This is a genomic window from Methanofollis sp. (genome assembly GCF_028702905.1).
GTDB lineage: Archaea > Halobacteriota > Methanomicrobia > Methanomicrobiales > Methanofollaceae > Methanofollis.
In genome coordinates, this window is record NZ_JAQVNX010000060.1 from 1 (window position 1) to 12,332 (window position 12,332).

A 12,332-nucleotide genomic window follows, 5' to 3' on the forward strand; every position below is an offset into this window, starting at 1 on the left:
AAAGACCCGAGGGCCGCCATCTTCGCCCTCAGGGAGATCCGGGAGCAGCTCGCCCTCCAGGCCAAGCTCCTCGGGGACCTCCCTCCCGACAACCAGGTCAACATCACCATCCTGCAGAACCCCATCTTCGCCGAGTTCCAGACAATCGTCGAGGGGGTGATGTGTGACGACTGCCGGCAGCGCCTCAGAGCCCGTCTCCGTGAGATCGCTCGCCCATAACACCCTACTCCGCACCGACCTCTCATATTACCCTGAGCATACGTCACACGGCCTCTGGAAGCCGGCCAGGCACCTGGACTTCCTCTGCCGCAAGCTGGAGGCCGTCGAGCGGGGCGAGATCAAGCGCCTCATCGTGACCATGCCCCCTAGGCACGGCAAGAGCGAGATCATCTCAAAATCCTTTCCGTCTTGGGTCATCGGCAAGCATCCCGACTGGGACGTCATCATCTCCTCATACGGGGCAGCCCTGGCAGAATCCCATTCGGAGGTATGTCGGGACCGGTTTGCAGAGTTTGCCCCTCAGATCTTCGGGGTCCATCTCTCCAAAAGTTCCTCATCGGTCAAAGAGTGGGGCGTTGATGGCCACAGAGGGGCTGTCATTGCAGCTGGCGTCGACGGGGCGATCACCGGAAAGGGTGCCCACATCGCCATCATCGACGACCCTCTCAAAAACATGAAGGAGGCCCGGTCTCCCACCATCAGAGAAGCTGTCAAGGAGTGGTACAGGACCACTCTCAGGACCCGTCTCGCCCCTGGCGGGGCTATCATCCTGGTCCTGACTCGCTGGCATCAGGACGACCTCGCTGGCTACCTCCTCCACGAGATGGAGGCTGGCACCGGGGAGCAGTGGGAAGTCTTCAACCTCCCTGCCCTCGCCGAGGATGACGATGCCCTCGGCCGTGCCCCCGGGGCCCCCCTCTGGCCGGAGAGGTTTCCCCTTGGGGACCTGGAGGCAACCAAGGGCTCCACCACTCTCTATGAATGGAATGCCCTCTATCAGCAGCACCCCAGCGATCCGGAGGGCGGCCTCTTCAAGCGTGAGTTCTTCCGCTACTACTCCATAGAGAAGGGGGTTTACATCCTCCATGCCCCTGAGGGCGACCGCCGCCTCGCACGGGAGTACCTGACCATCTTCCAGACCTGCGATCCCGCCGGCAGCCTGAAGACAAGTGCAGACTGGTTTGTCCTCTCGACCTGGGGGAAGTCCAAGTCTGGAGACCTCCTCCTCCTAGACGTCTTCAGAACGCGGGTGGAGGGCCCAGATCACCTGGCGAACATCACAAGCCAGGCGGCAAAGTGGCGGCCGGCAAAGATCGGCGTCGAGCCTGCAAACCTCGGGAAGACCACTTACCAGACCGCGGTCCGGAGCGGCCTGCCGGTGGTCCCACTTGACCCCGACGGCGACAAATACACTCGAGCCCTGACCGTCGCCGCATACTATGAACATGGGTCCGTCTGGCACCCCCGGTCAGCCTCATGGCTCGACGAATGGGAAGAAGAACTCGCTGCGTTCCAAACCGGGGCACACGACGACCAGGTCGACACCGCAGCCTATGCAGGGATCATGTTTTTCAAGATGCCTACCGGCCGGCGTAAGATCTCCTCTCCAGACGATATCCTATAACCGACTCTCCTTTTTTAGCCCCCCCAGTGACCCCGCAGGCATGAAAATCTTCAGAACGCTCTCCCGCACCCTCTCCAGGCGCTCGCTGCCTGCAGATATGGCAGAATTCCATGAAGGTCCGGGGGGCGATGACGCGGACGCCGCCGCCAGGGGCAGCGTCTATGACCCCCATTTCGTCCCGAAAGAAGGATGGGATACCTGGTCGGAGTGGGCCGCCGAGCAGGGGAAGATCGCCCGCATCGTCAACACCCTGGCGAAGAGCGTGATGGCGTTCTCCCTCAAAAGCCAGGAAGACAACTGTCAGGTCCTCTGCGACGAAACCTCCCGCCGCATCCATCTCAGAACCGAACTCACGACGGCGGTCAGATACTGGAACATCTACGGCAGAACATTCATCGAGCCCGTCTGGGGGACCGGCACCCTCTCAAGCAACACGAAAATCGCAAAGATCCGCAACCTCTACCCGCCGAGCGTCACGGTCTTCAGAAACACAAAATCCGACGTCGAAAACCTCAAAGCCGCCCTCAAAAACACCGATAACCAGCCATACGCAGACGCCCTCACCCCCGGCAACGGCGACACCATCGTCGGATACATCCAGAATTATATCGTCGTGGATTCGGAAAGCCAGCGGCAAGTCTTCTTCAAACCTAACGAGCTCATCTTCATCCCCCGCTACCCCAGCGCCCGCCATCCGAACGGCATCAGCCTGATGGCGCAGAACTACGTGCTGATCATGAACAAGCTCGGCATGGAGAAGGACCAGGCCATCATGGTCAAACGCCACGGCGACCCGAAACACAAGTTCATCATCCCCGCCGACGTCTGGGACGACCCCGGGGCGTGCGACGTCCTCAAGAAAGGGTTCAAGAAGGGCATCAGGGCCGGGATGGACTTCTTCTTCAGGGCCGGCGAGGGGAACCAGGACAAAATGGACGTGGACCTCGTCGAGCCGAAGGGCAACCCTGCAGCAGTCTCCAAGGCCATCGACCATCTCGAGGACCAGTTCAACGCCGCCATGTGCTGGGCCGACTCCTTCAACGAGTCCTCGGCAAGCAACAAGTCGGTCGGGACAATCCAGCTGGCCTTCTTCGAGCGGGAGATCGCACCTGAGCGCCGCCTCTTCGCCGAGATCCTGGAAGACCAACTCCTCGCCCCCTGGATGCGGGCGAACGGCTACAATCCCGACGCCGCCTGGTTCGAGTTCGAGGACCTCACCCCGGAGGACCGCCTGCAGAAGGCAGCCATCATCGGCCCGATATTCCCATACCTCCCCGCCTCGTCCGCGGCGAAGTTCCTGGAGGACATGGGGTATCCCGCCGTGACCAAGGCAGGGCAGCCCGATCAGTACTCTCTGAAAGGCGTCCCGAAGACAGTCTCCTCAGGTACCAGGTCTGCCCGAGAGCAGCTCAAGGCCGAGGTCGAGAACATGGCGGAGGAGATCCGTGACATCCTCGGCTGACGAGGACCTCCTCTACTCCCTCGCCGCCTGGATCACTAGGAGGTCCGAGGCTGCGAAGCAGAGCGTCGTCGAGGTCCTCGCCCAGTACATCACTGTCGCCTACGATCTCGGAGGGCAGGCCGCCGGCGCCGAGGTCGGCGTCACCACCCCTATTGCTCTCGACGGCCTCGACGCCGTCATCGACAAGCTGGGGCCAGTCCTCGACGAGACTTTCGGCAACCTCTCCGGAGATCTGACCGGCGTCATCGAGCGGGGCATCATGGACGGTCGCACCTTCCAGGAGGTCCGTGCGCAACTGGTCGAGAAGCTCGACGCCGGCTGGGGCCAGTCCGTCACCTTCACCCGGCAAGGGCAGACCAGGCGATATGTCGGCGTCAACCCTGACGGTAGCCTGGAATGGCGGATCAAAACCATCTCCCGGAACGTCACGATGGACGCCGAGACCTACGCCAACACCCTCGCCCGCACAAACATCAAAGCGGCCTGGGCAGAAGGCCACCGGCAGCGATACAAAGAGTCCGGGCGGAAAGGCTGGGTCTACCTCTCCGTCGCCGACGAGAGAACACGCCCGACGCACCTTGCCCTGCACGGCAAGGTCTTCATCTTCGGCACAGAGGAAGAGGCCATGGCCCTCGAGGTCATGAAGGAGCCTAACTGTAGATGCCGCATGAAGGCCTGGTTCGACGACTCAGACCTTGACAGGTCCGACGATGCCTATGCCCGGGAGCGGAAGACCCGGGCCGAGCACCTCCTCAAGGACACTCCTGAGGGCAGCGACGACGCCCGCTTCCTGCAGCAGGTCATCCAGCAGGCGACCGCCTAACCCGACTCTCCTTTTTTATCCCCGTCACAGACCCTACAGGCATGGATATCGGAACGCACGAGTTCAGCCTGACATTCCGGGCAGTCGACTGCATCCTCCCCCCGGATAAGGCCGACCTTGCCAAGGAAAAAGAAGGGGGGGCCGTCAAGCGCCGGGTTGTCGCCATGACCGAAGGGACCTGGAACGGCACCACCTTCCGGCCCGAGGAAATCGCCACGATCCCGACCAACACAGAGCGGAGGAAAGGCCGCGACGAGGCCGGGACGTACAACGTCCCCCTGGTCCTGGACCATTCGGACGACTTCCTCAAGAGGGTCGGCACCACCTTCAACATGCAGACCGGCCCCGTCGAGAAGGACGGCAAGAAACTCAAGGGACTCATCCTGGACCACGAGTTCCTCCAGCTCACCTCTGCACAGAAGGACACCGCAGCGATCGTCCAGGCATCCCCTCAGGGCGTCTTCTTCTCGATCCGGTGCGGGGGGGACCTGAAGTACGACGGTGTCACCAGCGAATACTACTGGACGGACCTCTGGATCGACCACGACAGCATCGTCACCGACCCCGCCTGCACCAACACCGGGATCGTCGGGGAACTGTCCCGCAAATCCGACCCTCCATTAAATACCGCCCCTGAAAACCCCTCTGATATGGGAACCGAAGACACCGAGAAGCGGCTCGCCAGCCTCGAACAGTCCGTCGGCAAGATCGTCTCGCATTTCGAGAAGCAGATTGCCGACCAGGCTGCAAGGGAGCAGGCCGCCGCCCAGGAAGACGTCCTGGAACGTGCTGACACCATCGCCGAGATCTTTGCTCTCGACCCCGAGGTGAACCGGCCCTTCCTCAAGACGCTCAACAAAGACCAGCTCAAGGTCTACAAGGCGGACCTCGAGCGCCGCAAAGCTCAGGCATCTCCAACCCCGGAGGGGAAGGGCCAGGCCGGCGGCAGTACCGCTCAGCTCTCCCTGGAGCAGAAGGCGGAGAAGTTCCTGGAGGGATAGGCGATGTCGTCCGCAGTCACATCCCCGGTCGCCTGGGACCTCTCCGTCGCCCCCATGTCGGCGAAGGTCAAGACCGCCGGGGTCACCGCCGACAGTGACGGGTTCTACTACAAGGCTCGGCAGCTCGTCGAGATCGTCGCCGACGAGACTGTTGGCATCGCTGCCACCGCCCAGAAGGCGATCGGCATCCTCGAAGATTCGATCACCACCAAGACCAACCCCGGGGGTCTCGATGCCCGCACCAGGGCATCCGTGCTCCCGTTCGGCTTCCGCCGTATCCTCCGGATGACCGCCGAGGGGGACCTCACCTTCGGCACCTGGGTCACGCAGGGGTCGGTCAGCAAACAGGCCGTCAAGGCAGCATCGTCTCTGGCCGCCGCCGTCGCCGCGGGCGAGACTCCGGTCACCAGTACCGCAGCGAACGGTGCGATCGCCTCCCTCGCCGGCGGCATCCTGCCCGAGCGGATCATCGGCATCATCTGGAAGGGTGCAACATCGGGCAACGAGGTGCTCGTGCTCGCATACTGAGGTGAACATCATGACAGGCGCAGCATACACCAAGCAGGACTTCGCCCTCAGCAACAACCCCCAGGTCGCTCCCGAGGTTGTCGAGGCCGCAGTCAAACTCCAGTACAAGAAGAACCTGATCGGCAGGAACCTCCTGGGCTTCCAGTCGATCCCGGTCTCCACCGTCTCCACAAATGAAGAGGGAGACACTGTGGGGGACATCACCTGGCTCTCCGAGAGCGGGGGTCTCCCCAAGCTTGACTTCACCTTCGTTCGCGGGACCAAGAAAGTCCGCCCGTATGGCGGCTACTTTGAGGTAAGCACGGAACAGGCGCAGGACGGGTACGAGGACGAGGTCCGCACCATGGCAAAGAACCTCTCGTACGCCATGTCCTACTTCGAGGACCTGACGGTCTGGGATGATGTCACCACCGCCGCGGGAATCGGGGCAATCGACGCCAAGAACCCGTGGGACGTCAACGCAGGCTCGTCTGCTGGCGACCCGCTCTACGACGTCCAGAAGGCCATCCGCACCGTCTCCACAGCCACCAAGGGTCAGAAACCAGACACCATCGTCATGTCCGAACTCACCTTCGGGTATCTCTCAGCGTTCGACGTCATCAAAAACAGGCTCTACAACACGCAGGGCAAGGACGGATATGTCGTCACCGGCGAAGTACCCACCCTGCTCGGGCGGCGGGTTGTTCTCGATGACGCTGTGGACCCATCCGACGTCGGCCAGCTCGTCGTCATGAAGGCAAAGGACATCGGCACCTGGCAGGAGAGATTCCCCATTGTCACAGAGACCATCAAAGGCTCTCTGCTTGGCAAAGACAACGTTGCCTACAAGCTCACAGCGCAGGCCAAGGGCGAGCCGAACATCAAGTTCCCGAAGCTCGGCTGTGTGGTCTCCGGCCTCTACACTACCTGAGGATGACGATGGCAAAACCAACCCGTAAGGGGGCAGACCCTGCCCCCACCATACCTGTCAAAGTGAGGAGTTCGATGATCGAACTCCGCGACGGCACGAAGGCGAAACGCGGCGAGGTCATCCAGGTCCCCGCCGACGAGGCACACCAAACTCCCGCGACACGCTGGGGCCTGCGCACCGGGAATCTTGTCCCGGCTGGCACCACCATCGACCTCCCGGCCGTCACCAGCACCGAGGTCCCCGAGGAGTAGATCCGCATGGCCGCCACCGCCGCATCCGTCCGCGAGGAGATCGGCGACGCCGCCGAACCCTACCTCTTTTCTGACGACAGAATTACTGAGGCCCTGGAGGAGGCCGCCGCTGACCTGACACTCAGGAACATCTCCCTCGACACAACTCTCGGTGCGAAGGCCCAGCGTCTCGTCGCCGCCAGGGACCTGCTCCGAGCCCGCACCCGCACGCTCTCGGGTCGGACCGTCGCCTCCATATCCGAAGACGGAAAGAGCATCAGTTATGTCGACCTGGTCGGTCAGCTCGAACGCCTCGACCAGGACATCGCACGCCTTCTCAGGCGGCTCGGGAACAGCCCCATGGACATTGCCTATGACAACTACTGACCCATTCTCTGTTTTCGACTACCCTCAGCAGATCCTCTGGATCCCCATCACCCCGGGCTACACCGAGCAGGACACCGGCCGTCTCCATCCAAGGGGGGAGGGCCCCCCCGTCGCCATCTGCGGCGACCTCAAGGACATCACCGCCAGGGACCTGCAGCGCCTTCCGGAAGGCCTCTATGAGATCGGCGATCGCAGGTTCACCACGACACAGCTCCTCTCCCCCGGGGACTTCCTGGACATCACCGAACTCGACGGCGCCACCGTCACCAGGTGGACCATCAACAAGCAACAGGAGTCGTCGACACCCCTCCTCTCATCATCGGCAGGCATCCTTCGCAGGACCTACGCCCTGAACCTGAAGAGTATCTGATTTGCCGAAACGGTAATGGGCAGGAACCGCGATACAGATTTAATGCACAAAACCCTCCCTTTGTGCAAAAGTCCGCATCAAGGGCTCTGCACCGTGGACTGCCCCTACCATGACACCTGTGGGAAGGACCGAATCCCTCTTCTCATCCCTACGATCGTGATCCATTATCGACTCGGCCAGGTCTACCCGGACGAGTACATCAACGACATTGCGATCAGGCGGCAGGAGCTGATAGATTCGGTCGTTCACCGCGGTGAACGGCAAAATACCGGCTTAAAGAAAGCGAACATAAAATATAACGCCATATAAGAGGTTCACCATGGGGAACTCAAAGGAAACGATGTTTCTACGGACCCTGAAGGGGAAGCCCTACCTGATCCATCGGTTCACCGACGATGACGGCCGGCGGCACGACCGAGCCGTCCCCCTGGAGGACATCGAGAGAGAGACCCTCGCCGAAACCCTCGCGATAAAGGACCGCCTGGCTGAGGAAACCGTCGAGTTTCCCTGCATGAATCCCGAATGTCATAACACCGTCCACATGACTCGGCGACAGGTAGAGGAGTTTTTCGTGTCCTCCAAGAAGCGGTACAACATGGTCATTTTCCCCTTCTGCTCGACAGAGTGCCGGGATGCCATGCTGAAAAAGCATGCCCCGGTGCCAGGCACAGATTGACTGTCTTTTATTGCTCCACTTCTGCGACGCCCATCTATGAGCGTCGAGGCGGACATCGCCGTCATTATGAACGATATCGGGCACATCAAGGAAACCCTTGAGGATATCAAAAAGACGGGGGAAAAGCAGGACGATAGAATGACAAAACTGGAAGATATTGTGACAAAACAGGATAAACGCCTCGTTAAAACGGAGGAAAAGATCGAAACGCACAATAAATATTTCATCGCCATTGGCACCGTCCTCATTGCCCTCGGCGGATGGCTGGCTACAATCTTCGCCGGCCGGGGGGCGTGATGATCGACCAGGATACCCGCAGGGCGATCTTCCAGGCGCTGCCGAAAGAAGTGGTCCTCGGCCTGGAGTCGCATGCCATCATAGTCGAATATGCCAGTGTCGCCGACGTCAGCTCGCTCCTCAAGACCTATCCTCTGGCCGTCACGCTGCGATATTTCGGCGACCGTCTGGACGACGCCCGCACGTCTGCAACCCGGCTCCTCTCCCAGATCGTCGCCGACGACCACCTATCGTATCTCCGTGGTGAGCATACCCTGGAGACGCTCAGCATCAACGTCCACGCCCGGGCCCCCGTCACCGACTATACGGCAGAGGACATCATCCATGCCTACCTCGATGCTCTGCAGATATGGATCCTCCGGGACCTCCCCAAGATCATCGGCGTCGACGGCCGGTCGTCTGTCTCTGACCTCTCATACCTGGAGGAGGGGACGCAGCGCCGGCAGGTCGACGTCTATCTCAGGTCCTCGATCACTTGGGTGGAGACGGTCGGCAGCATCGAGACCGTCGACCCGGACGTCGTCATGAAGTAGATCTCAAAATTTCCCGGGGGATGATCAGAAAAGGGGCGCATGCTAGGGATATCATCTCCTGAAAAATCAGAAACCAAAGGATAGCCACCCGATATTGAATCGGGGGAACTTCACCCGTCAATGTTTTGAATCGCGCCGCAATTCTCAGATATCCCCCCGACTCTGCTTTATATCCCTTTCTCATGCACCTCCTTCACATGGACATACTTGCTACGCTTGCAAGCTTCCTGGTGGGGCTCGCAATGGCCGTCGCCGGGTATCTCGGCCTGAAGAAACGCTCAACCCGCAGCACTGCGACGACCAGCTCTGCTACGGCTATGACCGCGGTCACGCCAGCCGCAACCCCAGACGACTACAAGAATACAGGAGACCTGATTGTCGACGGGATATACACCCATTATGCTGAGGGCGATACCGGAGCGACCAGGCCATACGACAACGTGGATCCAGATCAGTATCCCGAGGTCTGGGTAAGGCTCACCGGCGTCAAAGAAGGTAAGGTGCTGACCGCCCTCAGGGTCGATGGGAGGAGCCCGGCAGATTCCTCGGAAATCAAGGTTGTTGATGTAGGGGGATTCATCGGAGGACACGGGATCGCCGTGCTGCCGTATCCCGAGTACACCGCATATCGGGCCGCCGGCATCCACGAAGTGGTTGTCATGGTCGGTCGGGTGAAAGACGGGGAAGATGACGCCATGGCAGTCGAGTGGATGAAGTCATATCCATTCGACGTAACTGTGAAGAAGGTGACCTGAGTGGACCTCGATCCCACTCTCGTCGCCACCGTCGCCACCGTGGGCCTCGGCATCCTCGCCGGGTCTGGGGGCATCGTTGCATACAAATATCGACAACTGAAAGCGACCCTCAAGGAGGCCGCCGAGTTTCTCATCGCCGCTAGCGATACCATCGAGGACGACAACGCATCTGCCGAAGAACTCGCCCTCTGCGCCAAAGAGTGGCGGGAATTTGTCAGCGCAGTCAGGGCGCTGTTCACCCTGTAACCATTTTTTCAGCGATCGCCGCAGAAGCACATCCGGCCGTGCGCCCGGCCTGTAACCGGGAGGAAGGGGGTTCGAGTCCCTTCTGTGGCTTCACCCGTCGGGACCCTGCCGGCACGGCAGGGACAGAATAACACACGGATCAGGAGCTGTCCCCGTCCCTGCTTGCCCGGCCCGGCCCGCGGCGGGATTCTCTCCTTCTGACCTCGCTTTATATCCGCCCCCCCCGGACGCATCTATCATGCCGAGCATACCGAATGCCATTACCATCAATGCGTCTGTGGTGCCGGCCACCGCTCTGCAGACGCAGTGGGGTATCCCGGCCGTCGTGGGGGAAAGCCCCTACGCGACCAAACTCACCCCGAAACTCTACGCCACCCTGGGCGCAGTCCAGACCGACCACGGCGCCAGCTCCGACATCGCCGTCGCCGCCGAGGCCATCTTCGCTCAGGGTGCCCGGAAGCTCTACGCCGTCAGCGCCACCGTCGCCAGTGCGGGGTCCCCGACGCCGACCGAGATCGAGACCGCCCTCGCAACCCTCACCAACTACGCCCTCAACCGTCTCATCCACGGAGTCTGCCTCGCCGGCATTTACAGCGACCAGGACACCCTCACTGCGAAGCTCAAGGCCTTCGCCGATGCGAACAACCTGATCTTCACGATCACGAACGTCGCCGGTGCGACCGTCTCCGAGATCGCCGCCGATACCGCTGCGCTCAGTTCGGCGAACGGATTCTTCCTCGCCCACAACGACGCCGACTTCACCGGCGATCTCAGTGCCGCCGCCCTGGGCATGCTCATGGTCCTCAAGCCCTGGGTCACTCCCTACTGGAAGATCATCGAATGCAACGTCGCAACCTACTTCGACCCTGTCGACGAGCCCACCCTAGAGGCAGCCGAGGTCAACTATGTTGCCGACCTCGGCGACGGCCCGAACCGGGTTTCCAACGCTCTCCTGACCAAAAGCGACAACGACCCCAAGTTCGTGGACATCACCCGGACCAAGTATTACCTCATGGATTCGCTGCAGAGCGCCATCGCAACCTACCGCATGAACACCGAAAAGATCCCCTACACCGCAGCAGGGATCAAGTTCATCGAGGGAGAGATTCAGGGTGCCATGGAGACGGCCAAATCTGCCGGGGCGATCTCAGAGTACGCGATCACCATGCCGGACTATGACTCCATCCCCGACACCGACAAGGAGGAGCGGCGTCTGTCCGGCGTCACTGTCCAGGCCACCCTCTCCGGCGACATCCATCAGTTCACCCTGAACCTCACCCTGGAGGCGATCTAAATGGATTGGGATCCGAGCCAGTGTTATCTGAAGGTCGGAGCCATCCCGGTCACTGAACTCGACGAGTTCGATGCCAAGCCTGGGGACGAGCTCTCTCAGATCGAGTCAGCCACCGACGGGGTCACTGGATACAACGAGAGTCACCAGAAGCCGACCTGGAGCGCCAAGGTCAAGATCTCCAGCCAGTACCTGCAGGAACTGGACGACTACAAAAACGACAAGACCGAGGTCTCCGTGACGTTCGTCGCCCCGGGTTACACCTGCACTCTGACCGGCGCCAGGATCAGCAAGGTCGATCCGAGCGGCGGCGATCTCAAGACCGGCTGGACTGTATCCATCGAGGGCTTTGCCAAGAAGCTCCGGAGGCACTACGGATGAGCGGCGTCCCTGACTCCTGGATCGCCACCCCAGAGCCCGTCACCGTCGAGGTGATGGGCGTCTCCCTGCAGGTGAAGGAGCTGACCGCAGACGAGTACATCGACCTGGTCGCCACCGCCACGGCGGGCGAGCGGTTCGACGGCAAGAGATACACCGCCGAGCTGATCCGGCGGATGGTCGTCGACCCGGCCCTTGACCCCGCCGCCCTGAAGCCCGGCATCAGGGCCGCCCTGGTGCGCCGGCTGGAGACGATGCTCGGCATCTCCCCCGATGCCCTAAAAAACTGGATGCCCGAGTGAGAGGAGAACTCCTCCTCTTCTCGCTCGCAGACAACTTGAACGTCGACATCGACGTTGTCAGGGCCTGGCCGCTGACCAAGATCCTCTCCTGGAAGCGCTATTATGAGATCAAGGCTGAGAAGATCAAAGAGCAGGCCGAGGCCTGGAAAAAGGAGAAAAAACACGACGACGGCGGCGTGCACATCCGCCGGCGGGGCGGGAGGATGGTGATGGAGCAGTGACCGTCGAGGACCGCAACTCCATCCCTCGTCTTCTCCAGGAGACCGATGCCATCCTCTCCCGGGTCGCCGAGAAGGTCGGGCAGTACCTCGAGGGGAGGATCCTGGACATGATCGATGCCCAGTGGCCAGGGTGGCCGGCCCTGGCAAAGTCCACCGTGCGGCAGAAAGGCTCGTCGAAAGCCTGGGTAGATGCCGGCGGGCTCCGAGACGAGATCACCCACCGCATCAAGACCGACGGCCTGGGGAAGGTCGTCGAGGTCGGCGTATTCGAGAGCGAGAACGGCTTCATCGCCTCGTG

The 12,332-nt window shown here is 61.2% G+C and carries 21 protein-coding genes and 1 tRNA gene; all 22 read left to right on the top strand.

Features of this window, described 5'->3' with window-relative positions; all coding sequences use genetic code 11:
• The coding region (locus PHP59_RS08160) for a hypothetical protein (RefSeq protein ID WP_300165875.1) at positions 1–219 on the top strand (219 nt) is incomplete at its 5' end.
• A complete protein-coding gene (gene terL / locus PHP59_RS08165; protein WP_300165877.1) occupies positions 164–1,624 on the top strand; it encodes a phage terminase large subunit in 1,461 nt (486 codons plus the stop codon). The genes PHP59_RS08160 and terL, both read left to right, overlap by 56 nt.
• Positions 1,625–1,664: 40 nt before the next feature.
• Positions 1,665–3,086, top strand: coding sequence for a hypothetical protein (locus tag PHP59_RS08170; RefSeq protein ID WP_300165879.1), 1,422 nt, complete (start codon positions 1,665–1,667; stop codon positions 3,084–3,086).
• A complete protein-coding gene (locus PHP59_RS08175) occupies positions 3,070–3,909 on the top strand; it encodes a phage minor head protein (RefSeq protein WP_300165880.1) in 840 nt (279 codons plus the stop codon). The genes PHP59_RS08170 and PHP59_RS08175 overlap by 17 nt, the downstream gene beginning before the upstream one ends.
• A 41-nt stretch (positions 3,910–3,950) precedes the next feature.
• Positions 3,951–4,910, top strand: coding sequence for a hypothetical protein (locus tag PHP59_RS08180; RefSeq protein ID WP_300165882.1), 960 nt, complete (start codon positions 3,951–3,953; stop codon positions 4,908–4,910).
• Positions 4,911–4,913: 3 nt separating this feature from the next.
• A complete protein-coding gene (locus PHP59_RS08185; protein WP_300165884.1) occupies positions 4,914–5,438 on the top strand; it encodes a hypothetical protein in 525 nt (174 codons plus the stop codon).
• Positions 5,398–6,348: a hypothetical protein gene (locus PHP59_RS08190; protein ID WP_300165886.1), complete on the top strand. Its 951-nt coding sequence runs from the start codon at positions 5,398–5,400 to the stop codon at positions 6,346–6,348. The genes PHP59_RS08185 and PHP59_RS08190 overlap by 41 nt, the downstream gene beginning before the upstream one ends.
• Before the next feature lie 8 nt (positions 6,349–6,356).
• A complete protein-coding gene (locus PHP59_RS08195) occupies positions 6,357–6,599 on the top strand; it encodes a hypothetical protein (RefSeq protein ID WP_300165888.1) in 243 nt (80 codons plus the stop codon).
• A gap of 6 nt (positions 6,600–6,605) precedes the next feature.
• Positions 6,606–6,965 carry a hypothetical protein gene (locus PHP59_RS08200; RefSeq protein WP_300165890.1) on the top strand — a complete coding sequence of 120 codons (360 nt, stop codon included), beginning with the start codon at positions 6,606–6,608 and terminating at the stop codon, positions 6,963–6,965.
• Positions 6,952–7,335 (top strand): hypothetical protein, encoded by a 384-nt coding sequence (locus PHP59_RS08205; protein ID WP_300165893.1) that lies wholly within the window; start codon positions 6,952–6,954, stop codon positions 7,333–7,335. Before PHP59_RS08200 ends, PHP59_RS08205 begins: the two co-directional genes overlap by 14 nt.
• 156 nt (positions 7,336–7,491) lie before the next feature.
• Positions 7,492–7,644, top strand: coding sequence for a hypothetical protein (locus PHP59_RS08210; protein ID WP_300165895.1), 153 nt, complete (start codon positions 7,492–7,494; stop codon positions 7,642–7,644).
• A 10-nt stretch (positions 7,645–7,654) separates the two neighbouring features.
• A complete protein-coding gene (locus tag PHP59_RS08215; protein WP_300165897.1) occupies positions 7,655–8,011 on the top strand; it encodes a hypothetical protein in 357 nt (118 codons plus the stop codon).
• A gap of 36 nt (positions 8,012–8,047) precedes the next feature.
• Positions 8,048–8,308, top strand: a complete 261-nt coding sequence (locus tag PHP59_RS08220; protein WP_300165899.1) for a hypothetical protein — start codon at positions 8,048–8,050, stop codon at positions 8,306–8,308.
• Entirely contained in the window at positions 8,308–8,841 is a 534-nt protein-coding gene (locus tag PHP59_RS08225; RefSeq protein WP_300165901.1) for a hypothetical protein, read from the top strand. Before PHP59_RS08220 ends, PHP59_RS08225 begins: the two co-directional genes overlap by 1 nt.
• Before the next feature lie 197 nt (positions 8,842–9,038).
• Positions 9,039–9,596 carry a hypothetical protein gene (locus PHP59_RS08230; RefSeq protein ID WP_300165903.1) on the top strand — a complete coding sequence of 186 codons (558 nt, stop codon included), beginning with the start codon at positions 9,039–9,041 and terminating at the stop codon, positions 9,594–9,596.
• Positions 9,597–9,842: a hypothetical protein gene (locus tag PHP59_RS08235; protein WP_300165905.1), complete on the top strand. Its 246-nt coding sequence runs from the start codon at positions 9,597–9,599 to the stop codon at positions 9,840–9,842.
• 17 nt (positions 9,843–9,859) lie between these two features.
• Positions 9,860–9,932 (top strand) — tRNA-Thr (locus PHP59_RS08240).
• Between the two features lie 148 nt (positions 9,933–10,080).
• On the top strand, positions 10,081–11,136 hold the full coding sequence (locus PHP59_RS08245; protein WP_300165907.1) for a hypothetical protein: 1,056 nt from the start codon (positions 10,081–10,083) through the stop codon (positions 11,134–11,136).
• Positions 11,137–11,514 (top strand): hypothetical protein, encoded by a 378-nt coding sequence (locus PHP59_RS08250; RefSeq protein ID WP_300165909.1) that lies wholly within the window; start codon positions 11,137–11,139, stop codon positions 11,512–11,514.
• Positions 11,511–11,813 carry a hypothetical protein gene (locus tag PHP59_RS08255; RefSeq protein WP_300165911.1) on the top strand — a complete coding sequence of 101 codons (303 nt, stop codon included), beginning with the start codon at positions 11,511–11,513 and terminating at the stop codon, positions 11,811–11,813. Before PHP59_RS08250 ends, PHP59_RS08255 begins: the two co-directional genes overlap by 4 nt.
• Positions 11,810–12,034 (top strand): hypothetical protein, encoded by a 225-nt coding sequence (locus PHP59_RS08260; RefSeq protein ID WP_300165913.1) that lies wholly within the window; start codon positions 11,810–11,812, stop codon positions 12,032–12,034. The genes PHP59_RS08255 and PHP59_RS08260 overlap by 4 nt, the downstream gene beginning before the upstream one ends.
• Positions 12,031–12,332: hypothetical protein (locus tag PHP59_RS08265; protein WP_300165915.1), on the top strand; the 302-nt coding region annotated here is incomplete at its 3' end. The genes PHP59_RS08260 and PHP59_RS08265, both read left to right, overlap by 4 nt.